The following is a 24,948-nucleotide window of genomic DNA, read 5'->3' on the forward strand; positions in this document are numbered from 1 at the left end:
ATGTCTTGCACATATGTCTAACAGACGTGTTGCACGTTTGTCTAGTACAAATGTGTAAGACGTTTGAGTCAGCGGCTAATTCTGGTGCTGCAAGTAGGCCTTCCAACTGCCGTAGGAGGTGATATCAGTGGCGGTACCTGCGGCATCGTAAGTGCAGGCGAAGCCGATGACCGTATGGCCGTCGGATAGTTCGATACTGGTCAGCGCCATCGGCGCGGGCAGCGCGGCGAGGAAGCGGCCGAGTCCCGCCGCCGATACCCGGAACAGCTCGCCGAGGATCGGCGCACCGAGTCCCGGGCCGTGGCGCACCAGTCCAGGTTTCGCGGGTGTGGTGTCGAGTGCGGTCAGGCGATAGGCGTCGGTGGTGCGGATCTCGCCGGTGAAACGCGCGCCGATCTCCTCCAACTGCCAGTGCAGCGGCTGTCCGCGCAGGTGCGCGCCGAAGACGGCCAGCTCGACACCGTCTTCGATGAGTGCCGGGGCGTTGTCCTTGCCGATTATGCGGGCGGCGATGTCGACGGCGACCTGATCGGCGAAGGCGGGCGTCACGACCATCACGCCGAAGGGTGCGCCGGTCGCGGTGGGTAGGCCGGGGACGGCGACGGCCGCCATATCGAGGAGATTGCAGAAGTTCGTGAAGGTGCCCATCCGTCGGTTGATGCCGAACGGATCCGCTTGTACCGCAGCGATACTCGGATGCTCCGTGGTCGTCGGCAACAGCAGCCCGGCGAACCCCCGCAAAGTCACCGCCGCCGCAGCCTTGGCTCGCGCCAAGGTATCCAGATCAGCCGCGAATCCGGGGCCGGTCGTTGCTCGCGCGGCATTGATGATGGCTGTCACGGTGGGATCGGCGCTCGCCGGCGCGGTATCGAGGAATGTGCCGACGGCCGCATAGCGTTCCGCGACGATCGCGCCGTCGTAGAGCAGAAGCGCGGCATCGAGCATCCCGGAGATATCGACCTCCTCGGTCGTTATCCCGGCGCTTGTCACCGCGGATACGGTGCGGGCGAACGCATTTCGGTACGAGTCGCTGAGCGCGACGAGATCCTCGGCGCGCGGGATCGCCAGCCGGATGGTCTGCGGTGCGGCGAGCGGAACATCGGCGGGCCAGGACCGGCTGCGCGGATCCCGAGGCTCCGGCCCGGCCATGACCGCGGCCGACGCGACCGCGCTGTCCAGGTCGGTGGCGAAGACCGTCACGGCGTCGTAGTCCACACATGCCGGAACCACCCCGTGTGCCGGGATGATCCCCAAAGAGGCCTTGATACCGACGATTCCGTGCAGTGCAGCCGGAACGCGTCCGGAACCCGCTGTGTCCGTACCTATTCCGATATCCGCAATACCGAGAGCTACGGCGACCGCCGATCCGGAACTGGACCCGCCGGAGATCAACTCCGGATCGTGCGCATGGCGAACCGCGCCGTATGGGCTGCGCGTACCGACGAGCCCGGTTGCGAACTGATCCAGATTGGTCTTGCCGAGAACCAATGCGCCCGCCGCGACAAGGCGCTCGATCGCCGCCGCGGTGACCTCGGCGGTGTAGGCGAATTCGGGGCAGGCCGCGGTGGTCGGCAGTCCAGCGACATCGATATTGTCCTTCACCGCAACCAACACCCCTGCCAGCGGCAAGGATTCACCCGCGGCGAGCCGCTGTTCGATGTCCGTGGCCTCGGCGGCGACATCGGCCTCGGCACGCAGCGTGATCCACACCTCCGGCCGATCGACCTCCGCGATGCGCCGATACGCGGCCGCGACCCGCGCGGTCGGCGTGCCATGGACTTCGATATTGCCTAGGACGCCTGCGGTCATTCGGCGGCTCCGATCACTGCTAGTGGGGTTCCCGGTTCCACTTTCGCGCCTGGGGTGGCCAGTACCTTCAGTACCGTGCCGGTGCCCGGGCTGTGCACCGGCAATTCGAGTTTCATCGCCTCGAGGACGGCAACAGGATCGCCCGCGCCGAGACGCTGGCCCACCTCGATTTCCACCCGCCAGACATTGCCGATCATCGGTGCGGTGACCACCGTTGCGTCCGGCGGCAATCCGGCCAGTGGGTCGGTAGCGGGTTCCGGCACACTCTCGACGATCGTGCTCTGCTCGAATTCCCCAGCGGCGCGCCAGGCCTGTTTCTCCGCATCGAAGGCGATGGCCTGCTTGGTTTCGAATTCCGCTATGGCCTCAGCATTTTCGGCGAGCATCCGCAAATGGTCGGCGAATGCGAAGGTGCCATCGCTGACCTCGGCGTCGAAACGCCCGGCCGCGGCGGCCGAGCGCTGTTCGAGCAGCTGCTCGGGAGTCACCGGCTCCCAGACGATGCGGTCGAAGAATCGGAACAGCCACGGAGTGCCCGTTTCGAACGGTGCGGATTGCCGGTAGCTGGACCATATCGGCACCGTCCGGCCGATCAGCTGATAGCCGCCCGGTGATGCCATACCGTATACGCAGAGGTACTTGCCGCCGATGCCGACGGCATCCGCCGGTGTCCAGGTGCGCGCCGGGTTGTATTTGGTGGTGACCAGCCGGTGTCGCGGATCGAGCGGAACCGCGAGCGGCGCACCGAGATAGACGTCACCCAGGCCGAGCACCAGGTACTCGGCATCGAAGACCGCGGCACGCACATCCTCGACGCTGTCGAGTCCATTGATGCGGCGGATGAATTCGGTATTCGAAGGCAACCAGGGCGCGGTATCGCGGACCCCGCTGCGATATCGATCGATGGCCTCGGCAATCGAGGGATCGTCGAACGACAGTGGCAATCGAATCGTGCGACTGGGCACAACGAGGTCATGGGTTGCGGGCAGTTCGGATTCGAGGTCGGTCAGCGTGCCGAGCAGTCGATACTGCGGCAGCACTTCGGGATCGAAGTGGATGTGCAGCGAACGGACACCTGGCGTCACATCGATGATGCCGGGCAGGCCGGTGCCCGCCAGCGCCTCGGCGAGTGCGTGCACCCGCATGCGCAGGCCTAGATCCAGCACCATCTCGCCGTATTCGACCAGAATATTGTCATCGCCGCCGCGCAGATAGGCGACTTGCGGGCGATCCGCACCCGCCGCAACGGCGCCGAGGATGCCATGATCGTCCAGTCCGGCCGACGCGCGGGAACCGGTGAGCAGGCTCAGCGCCGCAGTTGGGGCTTCGGCCTTGGCACGGGCGGTGTTCGAACGGCGCAGCGCGGTGGCCAGGTCGTCGTCGACGGGCACGAAGCGGACGGTATCGCCGGGACGCAACTGGCCGAGCTTCCAGCGATGCGCCGAGATCACAGTGAGCGGGCACGCGAAGCCGCCGAGGCTCGGACCGTCCGGGCCGAGCAGGATCGGGGTATCGCCGGAGACATTCAATGTTCCGACGCTGTACGGGTTGTCGTGCAGATTCGACGGATGCAATCCCGCATCGCCACCGTCGGTGCGCGACCAGGTCGGCTTCGGCCCCTCCAGCCGAATGCCGGTGCGATTCGCGTGGCTGCCGACTTTCCAAGGGTGCGAATAGAATTGGTCCATATCGGCATCGGTGAAATAGGCGGGTGTGGTCTGTGGCCCGATACCGACGGCCAATTGCCAGACGTGCGTGAATTCGGGCCGCTCATCGAGCGGAACCACTTGTGGCTCAGTGAGTTCGGGCTGATTCCTGACGATTCCCAGCACATCGCCCGTGACGAGGGCTTTGCCCGTGCTGCCGCCGAAGCCGCCGAGGGTGAAGGTGGCGGCGCTGCCGTGAAAGAGCGGCGCATCGATGCCGCCGCGTACCGCGAGGTAGGTGCGCAATCCGGCGTCCGACGGTACGCCGATATCGAGTACCGACCCCGCCGGGACGGTAACCGGCTGCCACATCGGCACCGCCTGTCCGTCCACCGTGACCGGCGTCGACGCACCCGTCACGCAGACCACGGTCGTATCGGCGAAACGCACCTGTGGACCCTGGAGCGTGCATTCCAGTGCGGGCACACCTGCGGGGTTGCCGACGGCGATATTGGCCAGGGTGAACGACAGGTCGTCCATCGGACCCGATGGCGGAATTCCGACCTGCCACAGGCCGATTCGTCCCGGATGATCCTGGATCGTGGTCATCGTGCCACCACGCAGCACATCGATGCGATGGCTCGCGGGCCGGATATCGGCGAGTGTCGTCGTGACGTGGTCCGCGTCGAGCACCACGGAATCAGCACTCGCCGCCCGCAACTGGGGCAGATTCGTTTGGACCCCGTAGATCCTGGTCGCGGCCAGCGCATCGCTCAATCCCGCGAAGGCCGCGTCGCGAGTGGTCCCCGACGCAATCACCTTGGCCAGCAGCGGGTCGTAGTAGGGACTGACCTCGGTGCCGGTCGCGACCCAGGTATCGACCCGAACCGCCGCATCCACCGGAAAGGTCGCGGCCGTGATCAACCCGGCACTCGGCCGGTACTCGTGCCCTGGATCCTCGGCATAGACACGCGCCTCTACGGACCATCCGATGATCGGCGGCCCGGTCTCGGGCAGTTCGTCGACCATCGAGCTGTCCCCGCCCGCCAGCCGCAGCATCCACTCGACCAGATCGACTCCGGTCACCGCTTCGGTCACCGGATGCTCGACCTGCAGCCGGGTGTTCATCTCCAGGAACGAGGCCGCACCGCGCTCGACGTCGTAAACGAATTCCACTGTGCCCGCCGATCGGTACCCCACCGACCTGGCCAACTCCCGCGACGCCGCGAGCAACTGCTCCGACAGCTCCGGCGCGAGTCCGGGTGCGGGCGCTTCCTCGATGACCTTCTGATTGCGCCGCTGCAGCGAACAATCCCTGGTGCCGAGGCTCACCACGCGCCCGCAACCGTCACCGAAAAGCTGCACCTCGATATGCCTTGCCCGCGCGACGAACCGCTCCAGGAAAACACCGGTCGAGGAGAAATTCGTCGCGGCCAGACGCTGCACGCGCACATACGCCGACCGCAGCTCGTCGGCATTGCCGCAGGCCTGCATGCCGATGCCACCGCCGCCACCGACCGCCTTGAGCATTACCGGATAGCCGATGCGTTCGGCCTCGGCCACCGCGTGTTCTGCCGATTCGAGCAGTCCACTCCCCGGAATCAGCGGCACCCCAACGGTTTCGGCCGTCTGTCGCGCCGTGTGCTTATCGCCGAAGATGCGCAATTGCTCCGGCGTCGGCCCGACGAATGCGATCCCGGCCTCGGTCACCGCCGTCGCGAAATCCGCATTCTCCGAAAGGAATCCGTATCCGGGATGAATCGCGCCCGCACCCGTCGACAGCGCCGCCTCGACGACCAGGTCGGCACGCAAGTAGGACTCCGCTGCCGGACTGGTCCCCAGATGCACTGCGACATCGGCGATTTCGACATGGGCAGCACCGACATCGGCGTCGGAGTACACGGCGACGGTCTTCAGACCGAGCGCACGCGCCGTCCGCATGATCCGGCAGGCGATTTCGCCGCGATTGGCGACCAGAAGCGTATCGAATTCCAGTGTCACCGGAAACTCCCTATTCAGTTGCCAAGGACATCGCGGCTATCGCCCGCGTGACCCGATCGAGAACGACATCGAGCGATTCCCCGATGTGCGTGTGCAGCAGTCGATATGCCAGCGGAAGATCTTGTGCCAGAACGGCATCCAGAATTCCGAGATGCTCGGCGATGGTGGTCTCGATCCGGTTGTTGACCATGAAGTCGTACATCCGCACATGCCGGATCCGCGAATTCACCGCCTTCAGCGAGCGCACCAGCTCGGCATTGCCCGCCGCCGTCAACAGCGTGACGTGGAACTCCTCGTCGCGCACCACGAAACCGGGCTCCTGCTCGGGCGGATCCGCACGCAGGGCCAGCCAGGCCTCGCGCTCGGCCGCCAGCAACGCATGATCGTGCACGACCGCCGGATTATCGATGGCGCGCTGAATTCCACCGAGCTCCAAGGTGATTCGCAGCTCGTACAGGTCCCGGATCAACGGAATGCTCGGCCGCACCGGAGTGAAGCCGTATTCCTCCCGCTGCAAAAGGCCGTCCGAGCACAGCATGGTCAGCGCCTCCCGGACCGGGGTCCGCGAGATACCGAACCGGGTCGACAGCTTGGGCTCGGTCAGGCGCTCGCCGAATCGGATATCCCCGTTCATCAACTCGGCGCGCAAAGTCGTATAAACAACATCCCGCAGCGGTCGTCCCGCCGCATCCGCCAGTGTGGCCACCCGTGTCGACATGCGTGTATACGCTATGGACCTCGCGTTTCATCGAGATGACCGCACGTTAGCAAGCGGTAAGAGTCTGCTCACCGCCCATATCGGACGACCGGGGACATATCGGAACCATCGCGCGTTCCTTCGGCGTGCCGCCTTCCGGAATTTCGCACCGGCGGTGCACAGTGAGGGGGAGCAGACAGCAACACTTGGCAACGTCGCCGCACCACCGCAGGACACATTGTCCCCGCAGGCTGATGACAGCCGGGCACTTCCGTGCCGGTCGGTGCCGATCGGTCGCGACGCCGGGTGCACCTACGAGGAGTCTCGGGAGGTATGGATGGATGCGTTCGTGATCGTTGGCTTGCTCGCCCTGGTCTGCGGGCTACTAGCGGTCATCGCCTGCGCGGTGTGGTGGCCGACGCCGGATCGCCGGGCCAACCAGCGAAAACGGTTCCGCCCCCGACCTGTGCGGGCCGGGGGCGGAACCGTTCGTCTCAACCACGAGTCGGGGTGACAGGATTTGAACCTGCGACCTCTTCGTCCCGAACGAAGCGCGCTACCAAGCTGCGCCACACCCCGTGAAGCGAACCTGGAGTAGCTTACAACAGCTCACGTCCAGACGTTAAACCCGCAGGTCAATCACCCTCCATGGGGGCGAATGCTGGTGAAGATGCGCATCGCGGTGGCCGCGTCGACAGCATTGGGGACGCCGGTGTCGGCCGCGATCACCATGACGAAATTGCCGCTATCGGTGGGGGTGGCGAAGGTATAGACCGAGTATTCGGTTGCGCAGCCCGGATTGACCTTGGTCGCGGTGCCCTTGGTCTCCACGAACATGCCCTGCTGGGAGCCGTCGAGCGAGCGGAGCGGCTGTGCGGCGCCCGGGGTACCGCCCGGTGAGTTGGTGTAGGCGATCTTGGCGGTCCTGGTGCCGAGTTCGGTTGCCGCGGTTGCCGAATCGGTGTCCTTGGAGCCGGTCAGGAAGGCCACGGTGCGGGTCGAGCCGGGGCAGTAGCTCTTCCCGTCGGTGGCCAGCCCCTTGCCGGTGACAGCGTTCGGCGGATCGCCGAAGCCGCCGACCTTGCCGTCGGGGGCGACCGTCCAGTCGGCGGGTACGTCATAGGCGGCCCCGAGGTCCGAGGCCACCACGACCTGGTAACCGGGTACGACGGGGGTCTCGTTATTGGCGGGGGCGTGCTTGGTGGTCGTCGGCTGGGTCGGCGTATGTGAGGTATGTGAACCCGTGGGGGTCAGTGCGCTCACCATCGACGGAACCGGATTCTGCGCCGCGGTGTCGTCCGAGCCGTGGTTGGCCGTGACTATCGCCGCCGTCGCCCCGCCCGCGACCACGAGCGTCGCGATCGCGGCGGCGATCCATGCGGTGCGGCGCCCGCGACTCGGTCGGTTCGCGCTCGACGCGGCGGCCAGGTCCGAGGCGAATCGGTCACCGAAGGACGCATTGGGGCCACCGCCCGGGCCATGGGGAGCTTGCATACCGCCGTGCGGTCCGGATGGCGTTGCGCCGGGCTGGAATTGCGTCGCCGAGCCCGGCTGCCATGCCGCGGCGGGTTGCGGCGCCCACTGCAGGGTCGGATCGAATTGACCAGGGGCGCTTGCCGTTTGCTGCTCGGGCTGCCACGGCATGGGCAGGGCCGGTGCGACGCCGCCGCTCCACGGTGTGGCCGTCGGTTCGGGGCCGAACGGTGAGAGTGCGGCCGGATCGAGCTCGACCGGCGCACCGAATGCGCCGTGCCCCGTGTCGGCCCCCGACTGCGTCCCGGATCCGGGCTGTCCCAGCGCAGGGCCGAATTGCTCTGTCCCATAAGGCTGTTGCTGATACGGCGTACCGGTTTCGCGCCGGTCGTCGAAATCACTCACACTGTCCCCTGCCTGATGTCAGTCTCGGCAAAGGACCTTACATCGTGTCTGGAAACCCCTCATCGATGGTTCCCGACACCATCCTGCTCGGATGTCCGCAGTGCGCACCACCTGGTGTGCACTGCGGTTCCCGCTTCATCCGGGTTGGTTTCACCCACACCGCGATGCAGGCCAGAGCCCTCCCGTCCACGGGCATTGATCACCGGGGCTCGCGCTTCGGGCTCCCGGACCGGGGCAGTGCTGCTCTACGCCCCCGGATGAGACAGGCCACCGACAGAGTTCTCGGACGCGCTCTCAGCGGAACTCAGCGGGCGACGGCTTCCGAGGGTGAAACGCCCTGTCCGCTATCGGCATTGGGACGTTTCGGCGGTGCGGCGACCAGGGTCAGCAGCGTCGCCTCGGGACGGCAGCAGAAGCGGTACGGCGCCCACGGCGAGGTGCCCAGACCCGCGGAGACGTGCAGTTGGGTGTGCGCGCCCCACTTGGACGAACCCTTCACCCGCGAGCGATCGATACCGCAGTTCGTGACCAGCGCACCGTATCCGGGCAGGCACAGTTGGCCGCCGTGCGTATGTCCGGCCATCACCAGGTCGTAGCCGTCCTCGGCAAAGCGGTCCAGGACCCGGGGTTCGGGTGAGTGGGTCAGGCCGATGCTCAGCACGGCGAGCGGGTTGGGCGCACCGGCGACGGTGTCGTACCGATCACGCTGCAAATGCGGATCGTCGACGCCCGCGCTCGCGATTCGAATGCCCGCGACCTCGACATCACGGCGGACATGGGTCAGATCGAGCCAGCCGCGCTCGGTGAACGCCGCCCGCAGATCCTTCCACGGCAGCGGCGCGCCATACACCCGCCGGTGATCCTTCTTGAAGTATTTCGCCGGATTCTTCGGGACCGGCGCGAAATAGTCATTGCTGCCGAAAACGAAAAGGCCCGGGCGGGAAAGCAATCCGCCGAGGGCCTGAACCACCGCGGGCACCGACTTCTGGTGCGAAAGATTGTCGCCGGTATTGACGACCAGATCCGGCTCCAGCCGATCCAGCTCCCGCAGCCACTGCTGCTTGAGCTTCTGACCAGGCATCATGTGCAGATCGCTGATGTGCAGCACCCGTAGTGACGACGAGCCCGGCTGTAGCACGGGCATCGTGGCCTCGCGCAGTACGAAGGCATTTCGTTCGATCAGCGAGGCGTAGCCGATACCGGCCACCGCGGCCCCGGCGGCTCCCAACGCGGTTCGTCGGATGGCGGAGGTCGAGATTACGGGCATTTGCCCAGCATAGGTGACCCCGGTGCGGAACGCCGAGTGTGTTTCCGCACAAGCGGTCGGCTGGCCGTTTCGAGCGACCCGCAAGCAGTCGGTGCGGGGAGTGTGGTGAATCCGAGTCGAACGCCAAATGTAGTGGGCCGGGAACAGGGAAACGGCTACCGTGTGGCACATGTCGGAACTCAAATCGCAGCTGCGTGCGGATATGACCGCCGCGATGAAAGCCAAGGACACGCTGCGCCTCGCGACCCTCAGGATGCTGCTCGCCGCCATCCAGACCGCGGAGGTCGCGGGCTCGCAGGCGCGTGAGCTCTCCGACGCCGAGGTCATCGCCGTATTGCAGAAAGAGGCGAAGAAACGCAGCGAGTCGGCCGAGGTATACGCCCAGGCCGGGCGTGGCGAACTGGCCGCCAACGAACACGCCGAGGCGCGCATCATCGATGAATATCTGCCGACGCAGCTGACCGACGCCGAGGTCGCCGATGTCGCCGACACCGCGATCGCGCAGGTCGCCCAGGAGCTCGGCGAGCGCCCGGGCATGCGGCAGATGGGCCAGGTCATGAAGGCCGCCACCGCGATCGCCGCCGGTAAGGCCGACGGCTCGCGCATCTCGGCCGCCGTGAAGTCGCGTCTGTAGCCGTACAGAAGAAAGCCGCCGATCCGGAATCCAGGTCGGCGGCTTTCGTATTCATGAAGCGTTATCGAGGGGCTGGGAATCCCGGAATACTCGGTAATCCCGGAATGCCTGGAATACCCGGAATCGGAAGACCGGGCGCGGGTGCCGGTCCGGGTGCCGGCGCGGGCGCCCGGTCCGTCCCGTCGCTGATATAGATCGTGATCACCGACCCGGGAATCGCCGACCCATTCGGCGCTGTCCCCATCACCGTGCCCTTCGGCGGCGCACCGGTGCTGTTCACCGGCGAGACCTGGAAGCCCGCGGCGACCAGTGCGGCAGTCGCCTGACCTTGGGTCATGCCCGCGACATCGGGGACTTGGGCCTGGTTGGACCCGCGCACATATTTGTCGTCCAGCGGTGGCAGCGCGGGCGGCGGGAAGTTCCCGATCACCGGCTTGACCGCGTTGAACCAGGTGCGAGCGGGTTCATTACCACCGAAGAGATTGCCATCGCCGCAGCTGCGCAGCGGGAACGAGCAGATCTCACCGGGTGTCGGGCTGTCGCCGTAGACGTAGGCCGCGGCCGCAAGCGAATTGGTGAAGCCGAGGAACGCCGAGGAGCGGTGGCTCTCGGTGGTTCCCGTCTTGGCCGACAGCGGCGCGTTCCAGCCGGTCGCCCGCGCCGCGCCGGCCGCGGTGCCGCTGATGTCGTCCTGACTCATGGCATTGGCCAGCGTGTTCGCCAGTCCGGGATCGACGACCTGTTCACAGGCCTGCTGGGTGAGCGGCACCGTCTTGCCGGAGCGGTCGATCACCTCCTTGATCGGCGACGGCGGGCACCACCGGCCGCCGGACCCCAAGGTGGCGGCCACATTCGACAGCTCCAGCGGGTTGATCGCGACCGGGCCCAGGGTGAACGAGCCGAGGTTCTGTTCCTTGATCATGTCCGCCAGGCTCTGGTTGCCGTGGCCCGAGCTGCCCGCCTCGGTGTAGGAGCGCATGCCGAGGCGCACCGCCATATCGACGGTCGGGGTGACCCCGACGGCCTGAATCAGCTTGACGAACGCGGTATTCGGCGAGGTGGCCAGCGCCTCGGTCACCGACATCGGCGACTTGTAGTTACCCGCGTTCTGCACGCAATAGGTGGCAGGCGGGCAGCCGCGCGCACCACCGTTACCCATGCCCTTCGCCTCGAACCGGCCCGGCACATCGAGCTGGGCGTTGATGCCGAGGCCCTTTTCCATGGCCGCGGCCGTGGTGAAGAGCTTGAAAATCGAGCCCGCGCCGTCACCCACCATCGAATACGGCTGCGGCTGCACCGTCTCGTTGGCATCGCGGTTCAGGCCGTAGGTGCGACTGCTGGCCATGGCCAGCAGCGGATGCGAATCCTGTCCCGGCCCGACCACCGACATCACCTGGGCGATGTCGTCGAGGTTCGGGTTCGCGGCCTCGGTGACCGAGCGTTTCACCGAATCCTGCAGAGCCGGATCGAGCGTGGTCTTGATCGTGTAGCCACCGGTATTGATCTGTTCGCGGCTGATACCGGCATTGGCCAGGTACTGCAGCGCGTAGTCGCAGAAGAAGCCGCGATCGTTGGCGGCGATGCAGCCACGCGGCAGGCCCTTGGGCTCGGGAAGCACGCCGAGCGGTTCGGACTTGGCCTTGCGGAATTCGTCGGCGCGGCTGGGGATGTTCTGGATCAGCGTGTCCAACACGGTGTTGCGCCGCTGCAGCACACCCTCGGCATTGGTGTAGGGATTCAGCTTCGAGCTGGACTGCACCATGCCCGCGAGCATCGCCGACTGCGGCACATTCAGGTTCGCGGCGTCGACGCCGAAGTACGTCTGCGCCGCGTCCTGGATGCCGTAGGAGGAGTTACCGAACGGGACGAGATTCAGGTATCGGGTGAGGATCTCGTCCTTGGTCAGCTCTCGGTCCAGCGTGAGCGCCATCCGGATCTCGCGCAGTTTGCGTGCGGGCGTGGTCTCGATGGCGGCCCGCCGCTCGGCGTCGGTCTTGGCGACGACGAGTAGCTGGAAGTTCTTCACATACTGCTGATCGAGGGTGGACGCACCCTGTTGCACCTCGCCGCTGCTCGTATTGGTGACGAACGCGCGCATGGTCCCGGTCCAGTCCACACCCGCGTGCTCGGCGAAGCGCCGATCCTCGATGGAGACGATCGCCAACTTCATATCGTTGGAGATCTTGTCGCTGGGGACCTCGAAGCGGCGCTGCTCGTACAACCAGGCGATGGGCGTTCCGTTCGCATCGACCATGGTCGAGACGGCGGGGACAGTGCCCTCCACCAGCTCTGCGGACACATTGTCGACGGCGTCGGCGGCGCGGTTGGAGACGAACCCGAAACCACCTGCGAGAGGGAACAACAACCCGGCGACGAGCACGGCGGCCAGCGCGCAGCTGCCGGCCAGCCTCGCGAGCGTATGTGTGATCGGCACGGACCCAGACTACGGGGTGCCGATCCGGCGCTCTCGGGTGTGTTTGCGAGTAGCTCGGATCCTGGAGTTCGCATGCCGGATTGGGCGTGTCGCGGGATGGATTCCGGCGTGTCGCGGAGGGACGGGCCGCAGGTCGAGTCGACCGCCCGGTTCTGGATCACGGTTGCAGGGACGGACGTACCAAAAAGTCTCGGGACGGTCTTGCGCAGAAGCCATACCTTTACCTAGATTGAGAACCCAGTGTGATAGAGCTAACACTCAAAGTGGAATGTGGTGCAGTTCGCAGCGGGGTTTGGGTTGCTGCGACACTGACACGTGATTCTGGAGCGCCGTTGACCCGGTGTTCGGACTGCAAAGGGGCACACCAAATGCACATGACAACCCCCATCGCTCGATTGGACGTAGAGCAGGCCGAAGCAAGGATCGCCTGGGTAGCCCAGGCCCGATGCAAGGAAGTAGACCCTGATCAACTGTTCGTCCGCGGCGCGGCGCAGCGCAAGGCGGCGACGATCTGCAGGCACTGCCCGGTGCTGATGCAGTGTGGGGCCGACGCACTCGACAACCGAGTCGAGTTCGGCGTGTGGGGTGGAATGACCGAACGGCAGCGTCGTGCGCTGCTCAAGCAGCACCCGGAGGTGACGTCCTGGGCGGACTTTTTCCAAGCCCAGCGTCAACATCAAATCGCAATCTAATCCTGGAACTGAAGCCGAGCCCGCGATTGCGGGCTCGGCTTCGTTAATGGGTCTATATCAAACCGACATCAGAATGACACGGTCGCTCAATCGATTTCGCCGCCGACAACGCCTCAGGCGGTCACCTCGACCGGATGCGCATCGGTGAGTTGCGCCGCGACGGCACGCAGTGCCTCCAGATCGGAGACCTCGAAGGGCAGGGCGGTCACCGAGGCGATCGGCACCCGCGGATGCGCGCCGGTGAACCGGTGCAGCAGATGCTGCTCGCGCTTGGCGGTAGCGACCCGCTGGGCGTGGATGCGCAGCACCGCGGCGGTCAGCGGATCGGTTTCGGTGAGCTGATCGGCGGCGGTCAGCGCATGATCGGCGGACAGTGAACTGAGCATCGGGTGGGTCCGGTTCAAGATCAGTCCGGCCAGCGGCATGCGTTCGGTCGAGAGGCGGTCGACGAAGAAGGACGCCTCGCGCAGCGCATCCGGTTCGGCGGCCGCGACCACCAGGAAGTGCGTGCCCGGCTTGGACAGCATCGCGTAGGTGCGATCCGCGCGATCCTGGAAACCACCGAACAGCGACTCCAGCGACTGGAGGAAATTCGACGCGTCCTTGAGCATCTGCCCACCGACAATGGTCGAAACACCGCGCACGGCCAGGCTCATCGCACCGGTCACCAATCGGGTGACACCGCGACCGGGAGCCATGATGACCCGGATCATCCTGCCGTTCAAGAAGTTTCCGAGCCGCTGCGGCGCATCGAGGAAATCGAGCGCGTTGCGGGACGGGGGAGTGTCGACCACGATCAGGTCCCACTCCTTGCGCCCGGCCAACTGACCGAGCTTCTCCATTGCCATGTACTCCTGCGTACCGCCGAACGAGGAGGCGACCGTCTGATAGAAGGGGTTGGCGAAAATCTGCTCCGCCTTCTCCGGACTGGTGTGCTCGAGCACCATATCGTCGAAGGTGCGCCGCATATTGAGCATCATCGCGTGCAATTCGCCCTTGGCCTCCGGACCGAGCGCCACCCGCTGCGGGGTGTTGTCCAGATCGGCGACACCGAGTGACTGGGCCAGCCGACGTGCCGGGTCGATGGTGAGTACCACGACCTTGCGACCCTGCTCGGCCGCGCGCAATCCGATCGCCGCCGCGGTGGTCGTCTTGCCGACGCCGCCGGAGCCGCAGCAGACCACCACCCGGGCGGTGGGATCGGCGATAATGCTCGAAACATCTAGTGGCGTGGCCACATTCGGACTGCTCATCGGACCCCCTGCTTGCTCAGATGTTCGGCAAGTTCATAGATGCCACCGAGATCCATGCCGTCGGCGAGCGCGGGCAGATACATCCGCGATACATCCACCTGCGCGAGTTCGGCGGCGCTTTCGTCCTGTGCCCGCAAAGTGGCCGAATGCTCGACGGTTTCGGTGATCAGGCCCTGGAAGTCCTGGTCCGACAGGGAAATTCCGGTCTCGGTGAGTCCGGCGCGAATGGCATCGCGGTCTATATCGCCCTGTGCGGCTCTATTGCGCACGTCGGCCGGGAGTTGGCCCTTGGTCGCCCGGTTCACGATGACGGTGCCGATCCGCAGGTCGTTGGCGGTGAGTTCGGCGACGGCGTCGGCGGTTTCCTGCACCGGCAGCGCCTCGAGCAGGGTGACCAGGTGGATCATCGTCTGATCGGAGTGCAGCAACTTCGAGACGCCCTCGGCCTGCGAGGCGATCGGCCCGCCCTTGGCCACCTCGACCATGGCCTGGGTGACATCGAGGAAGCTGGCGATCCGTCCGGTCGGCGGTGCGTCGACGACGATTTCGTCGAATACGGGCTTGCCCTGCTTATCCACCCGGACCGCGCATTCCTTGATCTTGCCGGTCAGGATGACATCGCGCAGACCGGGTGCGATCGTGGTGACGAATTCGATGGCGCCGACCCGGCGCATCGCCCGCCCGGCGAAGCCCAAGTTGTAGAACATGTCGAGGTACTCGAGGAAGGCGTGCTCGATATCGAGAGCGAGCGCGACTACTTCCCCGCCGCCGTCAGCGGTGGCGATCCTGGTTTCGGTGGGCGGCAGCGGCGGCAGATCGAACAACTGGGCAATGGACTGCCTGCTCTCCACCTCGACCAACAGCACCCGCCGTCCGCCCGCGGCCAGGGCGAGTGCCAGTGCGGCGGCGACCGTCGACTTACCGGTTCCCCCTTTGCCGGAGACATAGTGCAAGCGGGCCTTATCCGCGCGCTCCGGCCAACCCGTTTCCGGCCCTGGCTCCGCCGAAATAGGCACTGCTGTTGGTACTCCCACGATCGCGAGCCTATAACCCGTTCTGACATCGCGTCCCAGCGATATGGTCAGCGCCTCATTTTCCGGAGCAGTCGTCCCAGACAGCGGGACTTCGAGGCCGTAGGGGAGATGGCCCGCTCTATCGACACCGCATGGAGCGAGTCTTGTGGGCGAGGAGTTCGTGGCCCGTCTTGCGTTCACGCCGAAGGCGCCGCATTCAACGCCGCAGCATGTCGGGCCGATCAGAGACGGTTCAGGCGCTGGTCACCCCGTACGGGGCGAGTCTTACGAGCGACCGTTCGCGGCCCGTCTCGCGGCCGAGTGGTCGAAGCGCATGCGCCGCAGGCGCGAGCATCGACCACTCGGCCGCGAGACAGAGGGGGGCCGCGAACACGCAGCGCCGAAGGCGCTGCCAAAGTTACAGCCATGAGTGATTCGAAGGTGTGGGAGTACGCCACCGTTCCGTTGCTGACACATGCGACCAAGCAGATCCTGGACCAGTGGGGCGCCGACGGTTGGGAGCTGGTGACCGTGCTGCCCGGCCCGACCGGTGAACAGCACGTCGCCTACCTCAAGCGCCCCAAGTAACCGAAGGGACCTGCTCTTATGACCCAGTGGGAGAAGAATCTCGCCCAACTCGGCCTGACCCTGCCGCCGGTCGTGGCGCCGGTCGCCGCCTACATTCCGGCGATCCGCACCGGATCGCTGGTCTACACCTCCGGTCAGCTGCCGTTCGTGGACGGCCAGCTGTCGGCGACCGGCAAGGTCGGCGCGGAGGTCTCGCTCGAACAGGCCAAGGAGGCGGCCAAGTTCTGCGCGCTGAACGCGATTGCCGCGGTGCACGATCTGGTCGGGCTCGATGCGGTGGTGCGCATTGTGAAGGTCGTCGGATTCGTCGCCTCCGCACCGGGATTCACCGATCAGCCGCAGGTCGTCAATGGCGCCTCGGAATTGCTCGGCGCGGTCTTCGGTGATGCGGGCGTGCACGCGCGCTCCGCGGTCGGCGTCGCCGAACTGCCCCGCAACACCCCCGTCGAAGTCGAACTGATCGCCGAAGTGCGCTAGACAGGATCGATGACGCTCACCCATCCCGCATACGGTCGGCTGCGGCAGGTCACGCCGACCGCGGCCGTCGTGCTCGCGGACAATCCCGGCCAGATGACGCTGGAGGGGACCAACACCTGGCTGCTGCGCGCGCCGGGACAATCGGAATACGTCCTCGTCGATCCGGGACCGAAGGATAAGGCGCACAGCGAGACACTCGCCCGCCTCACCGACGGCAATATCGCGCTCACCCTGATCACGCACCGGCATTACGATCACACCGGCGGTATCGACCGGCTGGTCGAGCTGGCTGGTACGCCGGTGCGGGCCAGGACCGCCGAATTCCTGCGCGGTTCGGATGCGCCGCTGGTCGACGGCGAGGTGATCGAGGCCGCCGGACTGCGGATCACCGTCCTCGATACCCCCGGCCACACCAAGGATTCGGTGAGTTTCGTACTCGACGACGCGGTGTTGACCGGTGACACCATCCTCGGCTTCGGCACCACCGTGCTCGATTCCACCGACGGCGCCCTCGCCGATTACCTGGCATCGCTGGACAAGCTGGTCGAGGCGGGTGCGGGACGCGCGCTGCTACCCGCACACGGTCCGGATCATCCCGACCTGGAACCGATCGCGCGGTACTACATCGCGCATCGGCAGGAGCGGCTCGATCAGGTGCGCGCGGCCCTGCGCGCGCTCGGACCGAACGCGGGTGCGATGTCGGTTGTGCGCAAGGTCTATGCCGACGTCGACAAGCGGCTCTGGCCGGCGGCGCGCAGTTCGGTGCAAGCGCAGTTGGAATACCTGCGCGCCGAGCAGAACTAGGAACACCGAAGCACGCTGAGTTCATTTGGTAGCTGAACTCAGCGTGCTTTTGCGTTCAGATGCCGCGGCCGTCACCTGCCGCGACGCGTCTTCGTAGCGGCCGGGTGTCCGGTCGCCGGTCGGATTCGAGCGTCAGCGCGCGCGGCGGGCCAGGCGCTCGGAGTCGGAGATCAGCACGCTCTTGCCCTCCAGCCGTAGCCAGCCGCGGTGCGCGAAGTCGGCAAGAGCCTTGTTCACGGTCTCGCGGGAGGCGCCGACCAACTGCGCGATCTCTTCCTGGGTGAGGTCGTGGGTGACCCGCAGCGCACCGGCCTCCTGGGTGCCGAACCGCTGCGCGAGCTGCAGCAACGCCTTGGCGACCCGGCCGGGGACGTCGGTGAAGATCAGGTCGGCCAGGTTGTTGTTGGTGCGGCGCAAACGACGGGCGAGAACGCGCAGCAGTTGCTCGGCGATCTCGGGCCGCTGGTCGATCCAGGACTTGAGTGCGTCACGGTCCATGGTGACCGCACGGACCTCGGTCACGGTGGTAGCGGTCGAGGTGCGGGGACCCGGGTCGAAGATCGACAGCTCACCGAACATGTCCGACGGACCCATGATGGTCAGCAGGTTTTCTCTGCCGTCGGGGGAACGTCGTCCGATCTTCACTTTTCCGGAGGTGATGATGTACAACCGGTCGCCGGGCTCGCCCTCGTTGAAGATGACATGGCCGCGCGGAAAATCCACGGGCTGCAGTTGTTTGGCGAGAGCCGCCACCGCGGTGGGCTCTACGCCTTGGAAGATGCCTGCTCTGGCGAGGGCCTCGTCCACGAATGTGCTCCTTATGGGAAATGGCTCTGTCCTGGACCGAAGCGATTCGGCCAACAGCGCAGTCTACGCGGCATTACAGCAGCGTAGTGACAGACACCACGTAACGAGTCGATTGCGCGGCGTGCCAGGTACCGGTTGGTAGGGGATTCAGCTGGCGCGTGCGACGTCCAGCTCTTCGCCACGGGACCGACGCCTGCGCATCCGTGCCACCGCGGCGGGCAGTCCGAGCTTCGTCAGCTCCTTCACTTCGGCGTTACTTGCCTTGTCCAGGTACTGCTGAACCTCTTCGTCGGGTTCGAGAAGTTTGCGGAGCCGATTCTCGACCCGCTCCATGCCCAGTGCAAACAGCATCAGCACCACTGGGAAGAGCACCACAGCGAGTCCTTGCATGACGAGCAGTAAACACGGTCTAGGTCTCAGATGGAACACGGCAAGAGATCTAGGAGGGCACCGTTGTGGAGTGGTTCCGTATGGTGGACGCGTGCGTGTCTCCCCCTCCACTGCTGCCGTGAGCGGGCCTTCGCCTGCCGTCGAGGCGACCGATGCGCAACCCGCCGCGGTCCCCGCGCCGAAGCGCAAATCCCGAGCGCGACAAGCGGAAACCCAGCTCGGCCTGACCCGAAGGGCCCGCCGGATGAACCGCACTCTCGCGGTGGCTTTTCCGGACGCGCACTGTGAGCTGGATTTCACTACACCGCTCGAATTGGCGGTTGCGACAATACTTTCCGCGCAGTGCACCGATGAGCGGGTGAATCTGACCACACCCGCGCTCTTCGCGAAGTATCGGGATGCCCGTGCATATGCCGAGGCAAACCGCGCCGAGCTGGAGGAATACATCCGGCCGACCGGCTTCTTCCGCAACAAGACCAGTTCGCTGATCGGGCTCGGGCAGGCGCTGGTCGAGCGCTTCGATGGTGAATTGCCTCACACCCTCGACGAACTGGTGCAGTTGCCGGGCATCGGCCGCAAGACTGCCAACGTCATCCTCGGCAACGCCTTCGGGGTGCCCGGCATTACGGTCGACACCCATTTCGGTCGGCTGGTGCGCCGCTGGGCATGGACCACCGAGGACGATCCGGTGAAGGTCGAACACGCCATCGGCGCGATCATCGAACGCAAGGAATGGACAATGCTGTCCCATCGCGTGATTTTCCACGGGCGCCGGGTCTGTCATTCCCGCAAGCCCGCATGCGGTGTCTGCATTCTGGCCAAGGACTGCCCGTCGTTCGGGGTCGGGCCGACCGATCCGGAAACCGCGGCCAAGCTGGTGAAGGGTCCGGAGGCGGAGCATCTGCTCGAGCTGGTGGGCCGGTGACACGAATACCTGTCGCGGCGCGCTTGGCGCTGGCAGGGTTGATCACCGTGGTGGCCTTGGCGGTCGCGCTGTGGCCCCGCGCTGACGACGACACCGCGACGAGCGGCGACCACTCGGCGAATTCCCTTGCGAGCGCGTCGGTCGAGGGGCGCACCGCCGCCGGGCTCGCGAATTGCCCGACGCCCGCGGCGGATGCGGTGGGACGCGGGCCGCTTGCCGGACTCGCCCTGACCTGTCTGTCCGACGGCAAACCGGTCGACCTGGCGGCCGCACTCGCGGGCAAACCGGCACTGCTGAACCTGTGGGCGTACTGGTGTGGACCGTGCGCCAAAGAGTTGCCAGATGTGCAGGAGTACGCGCGACGGGCCGGAAACGCGATTACCGTGCTGACCGTGCACAGCGATCCGGATGAGGCGAGGGCGCTCGCGCTGCTGACCGACCTGAGGGTGACGTTGCCCGGCGTCCTCGACCAACGCACCAAGGTGCGATCCGCGGTCGGTGCACCCGCGGTGCTGCCGGTATCGGTGCTGTTGCGTGCCGATGGTTCGGTCGCCGAGGTGGTGGTGCGGGCATTCAACGGCGTCGACGATATCGCCGATACGGTCGCGAATAATCTGGGAGTTGCGGCATGACCGAGATCTCCATGCCGGACAGCATCCCGAAATGGCTGCGCCGAGCGGCGGACCCGAATACCGATTCCACCGACACGCTGTCCTTGGCGCGGGCGGTCCGGCGGGCCATGACGATCAGCACAACACCGCGGCAGGCGGCAGTGCTCGTGCTGTTCAGTGGTTCGCCCGAAGCCGATCCCGAGGCGCCGGGCGGGCTGCCCGCCGATGCGGATGTGCTGCTCACCCAGCGCGCTTCCACCATGCGCCAGCACCGCGGTCAGGTCGCCTTTCCCGGCGGCGCGGTTGATCCGGGCGACTCCGGTCCGATCGATACCGCCCTGCGCGAGGCCTGTGAGGAGACCGGGCTGGCGCGTGCGGGCGTCGAACCTTTTGCGGTATTGCCGAAGCTTTTCGTGCCCCCGTCCCGATTCGACGTGACCCCAGTGGTGGCCTACTGGCACACCCCTAGGGCGGTCCACGTGGTCAACCACACCGAGACCGAACGCGTCGTGCGGGTGCCGCTCGCCGACCTGCTGGACCCGGCGAATCGCTTCATGGTGCGCGGCAGCCTCGGCTATCAGAGTCCGGCATTCCAGGTGGACGGAATGCTGGTGTGGGGACTGACCGGCGGCATTCTGGCGGGCATCTGCAAGAGTGCCGGGTGGGAACGGGACTGGGACCACAGCGATGTTCGCGATCTAGAGTCCGCGCTGGCGGCCGTAGGGATGACGTTATGAGTTCATCGGCTTGGCTCGATATCGCGGTGCTGCTGCTCGCGCTGCTGGCCGCCTCCTCCGGTTGGCGGCAGGGCGCGGTGGCCTCCGCGCTCGCCTTTCTGGGAGTCGTACTCGGCGCGGTCGCGGGCATTCTCATCGCGCCGCACATTCTGATCCATGTCAACGAGGGCAGACCGCGGGTGCTCACCGGCGTGCTGTTGATCGTGCTGCTGGTCATCGTCGGTGAGGTCGCGGGCATGGTGCTCGGCCGCGCCGCGCGCGGCGGTATGCGACATCCGTTCACCCGCAGTGTGGACAGCGCCGTCGGCGCGGTGCTGCAGGCGGTCGCGGTGCTGGTCACCGCATGGCTGCTGGCCTTGCCGCTGGCCACCTCGTCCCAGCCCGCAATCGCCGCGGCCATCAACGGTTCGAAGGTGCTCGCCGACGTCAACGATGTCTCCCCGAGTTGGCTGCGGCGGCTGCCGAACGAATTCTCCAAGCTGCTCAACACTTCCGGGCTGCCGGATGTCATCGGACCGTTCGGTCGCGCGCCGATCGCGGCGGTCGAACCGCCGGACCCCAGCGTGCTCGCCAGCCCGGTCGCGGCATCGCTGCAGCAGAGTGTGCTGCGCATCCGCGGCGTGGCGCCGAGCTGCCAGCGGGCGCTGGAGGGTTCGGGCTTCGTGATCGCGCCCGAACGCGTGATGACCAATGCGCACGTGGTCGCGGGTACGACGAGCGTCAGCGTGGATACCGCGCGCGGCCCGCTCGAGGCGACGGTGGTGCTGTTCGATCCGTCCAAGGATGTCGCGGTGCTCGCGGTGCCCGGCCTCACCGCGCCGATCGTCCCGCAGGCGCCCTCGGCCGCGCACTCCGGCGACAGTGCCATCGTGCTCGGCTACCCGGGCGGCGGACCGTACACGGCCAGCGCGGCTCGGGTGCGCGAGACGCTGGATCTGACCGGGCCGACCATCTACCGCAACGGCACGGTCGAGCGTGAGGTCTACACCGTCCGCGGCTTGGTGCGGGCCGGTAATTCCGGTGGGCCGCTGGTGGATACCGAGGGACAGGTGCTCGGTGTGGTCTTCGGTGCCGCTGTCACCGACGATGACACCGGTTATGTGCTGACGCTGAACGAGGTGCGTGCGCAATTGGAGGCCGCGCCCGGGTCGAATTCGCCGATCCAGACCGGAGCCTGCGTACTGAGCTGAGACCGGGTGGGGCGACCGGCTATGCGAGCCGGTCGCCCCGATCGGACCCAATTCGGCCACAGTGCCGAGGTTCCGGCGGTCTCCAAGGCGTGATCGCGGGCCGCCAACGCTCGAACATCGGTCCCGTTGCATGCGGCGCCGACAATGACCTGATCGGCAAGGGCTGCGCGGCCCATGGTTGCGATCAGACGGTCCGGCGTGAAATCGGTGTCGACGCTGAGCATCGCTCGGACGCATCGCAGTGGCGCGACATGTCCGGACCACCCTGCTCGACGAATTGTCCAGGCTGGAACCTGCTCAGCCGAGCAGCTTGGCCAACTCCATCGTGACGGCTTCCGGGTTCTCTTGGTGCGCAAAGTGACCCGCGCCGGGAATCACGACCTGTCGCCGCTGCGGTGACAACCGGCGGCCGCGCTGGAAGGTCGCGGGCAGGATGTAGCCGTCGAGTTCACCGCGCATGGCCAGCACCGGAATGCGGATCGGCACCCGCATGGTGGCCATGAACCGCCGACCATCCGGACGCCACTGACTGCGGAAGGCCCAGCGCTGATACTCCAGCGCACAGTGCGCCGCGCCCGGAATCTGGATGGCCGAACGCATCCGATCGGCCGTCTCGATGAATTCGGCGGTGCCCGACCAGGTTCGGCTCACCCGCTGGCGCAGCAGCCGCTCGACCTCGAAGCCGTTGCCGGTGGTCAGCAGATGTTCGCCGTAGCGCGGCAGTTGATAGCGCAGGAAATTCGGCAGCCAGGTGCGCCGCTGACGGCGGTCCCGCAGTACCGCGCTCTTGAGCGCGGCCGGATGCGGGGAACTCACCAGTGCGATCGAGCGCACCAGTCGTGGATGCAGCACCGCGGTCGTCCAGCACACCAGGCCGCCGTCGGCATGTCCGACCAGCGTGGCCTCGGAATAGCCCATGGCGCGGATGAGGCCGGCGATATCACCGGCCAGCGTCCAACCGTCATAGCCGCGCGGCGGTTTATCGCTGTCGCCGTAGCCGCGCAGATCCACCGCGACCGCGCGGTAGCCGAGTTCCGCGAGTCCGGTCAGCTGATGCCGCCAGGACCACCAGAGGTCGGCGAATCCGTGCAGCAGCACGACCAGCGGTGCGTCCGGGCGGTCCGGCTCGGCCTCGACGACATGGAAGCGAATGCCGTTTGCGTGCACGTCCCGATGCGTCCACGGACCGTCGTAACGGACGCTGGACGGATCGGGAAACGAGTTCGACGACACGCCGACCGAGCCTAGTAGGGGTCCGGCCAACCGCCTAGTCGACGCTGCCGTGCCGCTCCGGCCGCTACCCGAGCGACTTCGGCTGCGTCGGCTCCGCGAGCGCGAGGGGCTCCTCGTGCGAGCCGAATCCGCTCGGCAGCACCGTGCGCGCCTGCTTGAGCGAATCGATCGTCTTCTCCGGCGCCCGCAGCTTCTTGACCCGCAGATAGCCGAGCAGGGCGAGCACCGCCGTCGCGACGATCATCAGCAGGAACACGATCAGGAACGCCGCCCAGCGCGCCAGCCAGACATCGAGCAGCTCGCCGAGGAAGAAGAAAAAGAAGAAGGTGCTGAACAGCAGCACGGTCAACGCGAGGATGAAGTAGACGCTGCCCTGCAGCCCCTTCTTGATCTCCCCGGTCACCTCGGCCTTGGCCAGCTCGACCTCGGCCCGCACCAGCGTCGACATCTGCTCGGTGGCATCGCGGACCAGGGCGCCGAAGCTCGCTGACCCGGCCGGGTTGGCGTCCGAGAGGGGAATCGCGGTCACAGTGCGGTCGCGACGCGACTCATCCCCGTTACCACCGTTTGCGAAACTCACTTGGTCGACCCTTCTCCCTGTCCCGGCACTGCTTCCGCCTCAGTCTCTCGTTCTATCGCACGCGCGTCCCGCCGCGCCTGGTGGACACGCCCACGCCGCAACAGTAGCGCCGAACCCGCGAGCGACGCCGTCATTGACGTCACCAGCACCGCGGCCTTCGCCAATTCGACGGCCGAGCCGTCACCGACGTCGGCCAGCGCGAGTTCTGCCACCAGAAGGCTAACGGTGAAGCCGATCGCGCCGAGCACCGAGAGGGCGAACATGTCCCGGTAGCCGAGGCTGACCGGACGCTTCGCAAGGCCTAATCGAATTGCCACCCAGCTGATTCCGAAGATACCGACAGTCTTGCCGAGCAGCAGTCCGAGAATTATGGCCAGCGGCAGCCTGTCACTGAACAGGTGCTGGAAAACCTTGCCGTCCAACGGAACTCCGGAGGCGAACAAGGCGAACAGCGGCACGCAGAGTCCGGCCGAGATCGGCTGGATCATATGCTCGAGCCGCGTTGCCGGGGCTTCGGTCTCGCCCGGATCCTTGCGCACCCTGGTGAGCAGGCCGAGCGCGACACCGGCCAGTGTCGGATGGATGCCCGCCTGGTGTAGCGCGTACCAGGAGACCAGCGCCAGTGGCACATACAGCAGCGGTGTGGATATCCGCCTGTGCTGGGCCAGCGCCCACATCGCGAAGCTGGCTGCCGCGCCCAGGAGCCACAGCGCCGACAGTGTCGTGGTGAACAGCGCCGCGATCAGGATGATGGCGAGCAGATCGTCGACCACCGCGAGGCTCAGCAGGAAGACGCGCGCGCTTGCCGGAATCCGGGATCCGGTCATGGCCAGCACAGCCAGCGCGAACGCGATATCGGTCGCCACCGGAATCGCCCAGCCTCGGTCCATCCCGTCGACGCCGAATCCGACCGCGAATGCGATCAGCGCCGGGGTGACCACGCCGCCGACCGCCGCGATGATCGGCAGTAGGGCCCGTTTCGGATCGGCGAGCTCGCCGACCACCAGCTCGCGTTTGAGCTCCAGTCCGGCGACGAAGAAGAAGATGGCCAGCAGACCGTCCTTGGTCCAGTCCGCAACGGTGAGATCCAGATGCAACGCCTTGATCGGCAGGACGTACTCGGTGACGGTGAAGTAGCTGTGGCCGCACGGCGAGTTCACCCACAGCAACGCGGCAGCAGCCGCGATCAGAAGTATCGCGCCACCAACGGTTTCGGTGCGTAGATACCGGGTCAGCTCCGAGCGCACTTGGGTGATCACGGGAAACCTTCCGCCAGGGTGGA

Annotated in this window: 22 protein-coding genes and 1 tRNA gene; 9 read left to right on the plus strand and 14 right to left on the minus strand. The window is 66.3% G+C overall.

The window, feature by feature from the left end; genetic code table 11:
* Positions 1-75 precede the first annotated feature (75 nt).
* From atzF to ACQPZ2_RS02940, 6 genes are all read right to left on the minus strand, one after another.
* Positions 76-1,809, minus strand: coding sequence for an allophanate hydrolase (atzF, locus tag ACQPZ2_RS02915; RefSeq protein ID WP_433524186.1), 1,734 nt, complete (start codon positions 1,807-1,809; stop codon positions 76-78).
* Positions 1,806-5,456: an urea carboxylase gene (gene uca, locus ACQPZ2_RS02920; protein ID WP_433524187.1), complete on the minus strand. Its 3,651-nt coding sequence runs from the start codon at positions 5,454-5,456 to the stop codon at positions 1,806-1,808. The genes atzF and uca overlap by 4 nt, the downstream gene beginning before the upstream one ends.
* A 10-nt stretch (positions 5,457-5,466) precedes the next feature.
* Positions 5,467-6,174, minus strand: a complete 708-nt coding sequence (locus ACQPZ2_RS02925) for a GntR family transcriptional regulator (protein WP_063046868.1) — start codon at positions 6,172-6,174, stop codon at positions 5,467-5,469.
* A gap of 484 nt (positions 6,175-6,658) precedes the next feature.
* Positions 6,659-6,732 (minus strand) — tRNA-Pro (locus ACQPZ2_RS02930).
* Between the two features lie 60 nt (positions 6,733-6,792).
* On the minus strand, positions 6,793-8,031 hold the full coding sequence (locus tag ACQPZ2_RS02935; RefSeq protein ID WP_433524188.1) for a hypothetical protein: 1,239 nt from the start codon (positions 8,029-8,031) through the stop codon (positions 6,793-6,795).
* A 304-nt stretch (positions 8,032-8,335) separates the two neighbouring features.
* The gene (locus tag ACQPZ2_RS02940) at positions 8,336-9,298 is read right to left on the minus strand and encodes a metallophosphoesterase (protein WP_433524189.1); all 963 of its coding nucleotides are present in this window, start codon (positions 9,296-9,298) and stop codon (positions 8,336-8,338) included.
* Positions 9,299-9,467: 169 nt separating this feature from the next.
* On the opposite strand from ACQPZ2_RS02940, the gene ACQPZ2_RS02945 reads away from it, so the two are divergent.
* Positions 9,468-9,932, plus strand: a complete 465-nt coding sequence (locus ACQPZ2_RS02945) for a GatB/YqeY domain-containing protein (RefSeq protein ID WP_063046865.1) — start codon at positions 9,468-9,470, stop codon at positions 9,930-9,932.
* Positions 9,933-9,993: 61 nt separating this feature from the next.
* On the opposite strand, the gene ACQPZ2_RS02950 is transcribed toward ACQPZ2_RS02945, so the two are convergent.
* The gene (locus ACQPZ2_RS02950) at positions 9,994-12,366 is read right to left on the minus strand and encodes a penicillin-binding protein (RefSeq protein WP_433524190.1); all 2,373 of its coding nucleotides are present in this window, start codon (positions 12,364-12,366) and stop codon (positions 9,994-9,996) included.
* A gap of 368 nt (positions 12,367-12,734) precedes the next feature.
* On the opposite strand from ACQPZ2_RS02950, the gene ACQPZ2_RS02955 reads away from it, so the two are divergent.
* The gene (locus tag ACQPZ2_RS02955; RefSeq protein WP_040686051.1) at positions 12,735-13,058 is read left to right on the plus strand and encodes a WhiB family transcriptional regulator; all 324 of its coding nucleotides are present in this window, start codon (positions 12,735-12,737) and stop codon (positions 13,056-13,058) included.
* A gap of 113 nt (positions 13,059-13,171) precedes the next feature.
* Here ACQPZ2_RS02955 and ACQPZ2_RS02960 read toward each other — a convergent pair whose 3' ends face one another.
* Together ACQPZ2_RS02960 and ACQPZ2_RS02965 are read right to left on the minus strand one after the other, a co-directional pair.
* Positions 13,172-14,311, minus strand: coding sequence for an ArsA family ATPase (locus ACQPZ2_RS02960; protein WP_433524191.1), 1,140 nt, complete (start codon positions 14,309-14,311; stop codon positions 13,172-13,174).
* Complete coding sequence (locus tag ACQPZ2_RS02965; RefSeq protein WP_433527299.1) at positions 14,308-15,327, minus strand: ArsA-related P-loop ATPase; 1,020 nt, start codon at positions 15,325-15,327, stop codon at positions 14,308-14,310. Before ACQPZ2_RS02965 ends, ACQPZ2_RS02960 begins: the two co-directional genes overlap by 4 nt.
* Before the next feature lie 423 nt (positions 15,328-15,750).
* On the opposite strand from ACQPZ2_RS02965, the gene ACQPZ2_RS02970 reads away from it, so the two are divergent.
* From ACQPZ2_RS02970 to ACQPZ2_RS02980, 3 genes are read left to right on the plus strand one after another with little or no spacing between them, the layout of a single operon-like run.
* Complete coding sequence (locus ACQPZ2_RS02970) at positions 15,751-15,912, plus strand: DUF4177 domain-containing protein (protein WP_085998464.1); 162 nt, start codon at positions 15,751-15,753, stop codon at positions 15,910-15,912.
* 18 nt (positions 15,913-15,930) lie between these two features.
* Complete coding sequence (locus ACQPZ2_RS02975; protein ID WP_063046861.1) at positions 15,931-16,389, plus strand: RidA family protein; 459 nt, start codon at positions 15,931-15,933, stop codon at positions 16,387-16,389.
* A 9-nt stretch (positions 16,390-16,398) separates the two neighbouring features.
* The gene (locus ACQPZ2_RS02980; RefSeq protein ID WP_433524192.1) at positions 16,399-17,193 is read left to right on the plus strand and encodes an MBL fold metallo-hydrolase; all 795 of its coding nucleotides are present in this window, start codon (positions 16,399-16,401) and stop codon (positions 17,191-17,193) included.
* Between the two features lie 132 nt (positions 17,194-17,325).
* Here ACQPZ2_RS02980 and ACQPZ2_RS02985 read toward each other — a convergent pair whose 3' ends face one another.
* Together ACQPZ2_RS02985 and ACQPZ2_RS02990 are read right to left on the minus strand one after the other, a co-directional pair.
* A complete protein-coding gene (locus ACQPZ2_RS02985) occupies positions 17,326-18,000 on the minus strand; it encodes a Crp/Fnr family transcriptional regulator (protein WP_011206875.1) in 675 nt (224 codons plus the stop codon).
* A gap of 147 nt (positions 18,001-18,147) precedes the next feature.
* Positions 18,148-18,390: a hypothetical protein gene (locus ACQPZ2_RS02990; RefSeq protein WP_040686056.1), complete on the minus strand. Its 243-nt coding sequence runs from the start codon at positions 18,388-18,390 to the stop codon at positions 18,148-18,150.
* A 244-nt stretch (positions 18,391-18,634) separates the two neighbouring features.
* Between ACQPZ2_RS02990 and nth the strand changes: the two genes are divergently transcribed.
* The 4 genes from nth to ACQPZ2_RS03010 are packed head-to-tail and all read left to right on the plus strand — an operon-like array spanning position 18,635 to position 21,853.
* Positions 18,635-19,315 (plus strand): endonuclease III, encoded by a 681-nt coding sequence (nth, locus tag ACQPZ2_RS02995; protein ID WP_433527300.1) that lies wholly within the window; start codon positions 18,635-18,637, stop codon positions 19,313-19,315.
* The gene (locus ACQPZ2_RS03000; protein ID WP_433524193.1) at positions 19,312-19,947 is read left to right on the plus strand and encodes a TlpA family protein disulfide reductase; all 636 of its coding nucleotides are present in this window, start codon (positions 19,312-19,314) and stop codon (positions 19,945-19,947) included. The genes nth and ACQPZ2_RS03000 overlap by 4 nt, the downstream gene beginning before the upstream one ends.
* Positions 19,944-20,663: an NUDIX hydrolase gene (locus ACQPZ2_RS03005; RefSeq protein ID WP_433524194.1), complete on the plus strand. Its 720-nt coding sequence runs from the start codon at positions 19,944-19,946 to the stop codon at positions 20,661-20,663. The genes ACQPZ2_RS03000 and ACQPZ2_RS03005 overlap by 4 nt, the downstream gene beginning before the upstream one ends.
* On the plus strand, positions 20,660-21,853 hold the full coding sequence (locus ACQPZ2_RS03010; protein ID WP_433524195.1) for a MarP family serine protease: 1,194 nt from the start codon (positions 20,660-20,662) through the stop codon (positions 21,851-21,853). Before ACQPZ2_RS03005 ends, ACQPZ2_RS03010 begins: the two co-directional genes overlap by 4 nt.
* 297 nt (positions 21,854-22,150) lie before the next feature.
* Here ACQPZ2_RS03010 and ACQPZ2_RS03015 read toward each other — a convergent pair whose 3' ends face one another.
* The 3 genes from ACQPZ2_RS03015 to nhaA all read right to left on the minus strand — a co-directional run bounded on the left by ACQPZ2_RS03015 (position 22,151) and on the right by nhaA (position 24,922).
* On the minus strand, positions 22,151-23,086 hold the full coding sequence (locus ACQPZ2_RS03015) for an alpha/beta fold hydrolase (protein ID WP_084509564.1): 936 nt from the start codon (positions 23,084-23,086) through the stop codon (positions 22,151-22,153).
* 64 nt (positions 23,087-23,150) lie between these two features.
* Entirely contained in the window at positions 23,151-23,666 is a 516-nt protein-coding gene (locus ACQPZ2_RS03020) for a phage holin family protein (RefSeq protein ID WP_433524196.1), read from the minus strand.
* Complete coding sequence (gene nhaA, locus ACQPZ2_RS03025; RefSeq protein ID WP_433527301.1) at positions 23,663-24,922, minus strand: Na+/H+ antiporter NhaA; 1,260 nt, start codon at positions 24,920-24,922, stop codon at positions 23,663-23,665. The genes ACQPZ2_RS03020 and nhaA overlap by 4 nt, the downstream gene beginning before the upstream one ends.
* Between the last annotated feature and the right edge of the window lie 26 nt (positions 24,923-24,948).

The organism is Nocardia pseudovaccinii (assembly GCF_050942345.1).
GTDB lineage: Bacteria > Actinomycetota > Actinomycetes > Mycobacteriales > Mycobacteriaceae > Nocardia > Nocardia pseudovaccinii.

Coding starts and splice junctions, on each gene's coding strand:
- ACQPZ2_RS02940 (WP_433524189.1), bottom strand. CDS start 9,298: ATGCCCGTAATCTCGACCTCCGCCATCCGACGAACCGCGTTGGGAGCC.
- ACQPZ2_RS02955 (WP_040686051.1), top strand. CDS start 12,735: ATGCACATGACAACCCCCATCGCTCGATTGGACGTAGAGCAGGCCGAA.
- ACQPZ2_RS02975 (WP_063046861.1), top strand. CDS start 15,931: ATGACCCAGTGGGAGAAGAATCTCGCCCAACTCGGCCTGACCCTGCCG.
- ACQPZ2_RS03010 (WP_433524195.1), top strand. CDS start 20,660: ATGAGTTCATCGGCTTGGCTCGATATCGCGGTGCTGCTGCTCGCGCTG.
- ACQPZ2_RS02990 (WP_040686056.1), bottom strand. CDS start 18,390: ATGCAAGGACTCGCTGTGGTGCTCTTCCCAGTGGTGCTGATGCTGTTT.
- atzF (WP_433524186.1), bottom strand. CDS start 1,809: ATGACCGCAGGCGTCCTAGGCAATATCGAAGTCCATGGCACGCCGACC.
- nth (WP_433527300.1), top strand. CDS start 18,635: ATGAACCGCACTCTCGCGGTGGCTTTTCCGGACGCGCACTGTGAGCTG.
- ACQPZ2_RS02960 (WP_433524191.1), bottom strand. CDS start 14,311: ATGAGCAGTCCGAATGTGGCCACGCCACTAGATGTTTCGAGCATTATC.
- ACQPZ2_RS02980 (WP_433524192.1), top strand. CDS start 16,399: ATGACGCTCACCCATCCCGCATACGGTCGGCTGCGGCAGGTCACGCCG.
- ACQPZ2_RS02925 (WP_063046868.1), bottom strand. CDS start 6,174: ATGTCGACACGGGTGGCCACACTGGCGGATGCGGCGGGACGACCGCTG.
- ACQPZ2_RS03005 (WP_433524194.1), top strand. CDS start 19,944: ATGACCGAGATCTCCATGCCGGACAGCATCCCGAAATGGCTGCGCCGA.
- ACQPZ2_RS02970 (WP_085998464.1), top strand. CDS start 15,751: ATGAGTGATTCGAAGGTGTGGGAGTACGCCACCGTTCCGTTGCTGACA.
- ACQPZ2_RS02945 (WP_063046865.1), top strand. CDS start 9,468: ATGTCGGAACTCAAATCGCAGCTGCGTGCGGATATGACCGCCGCGATG.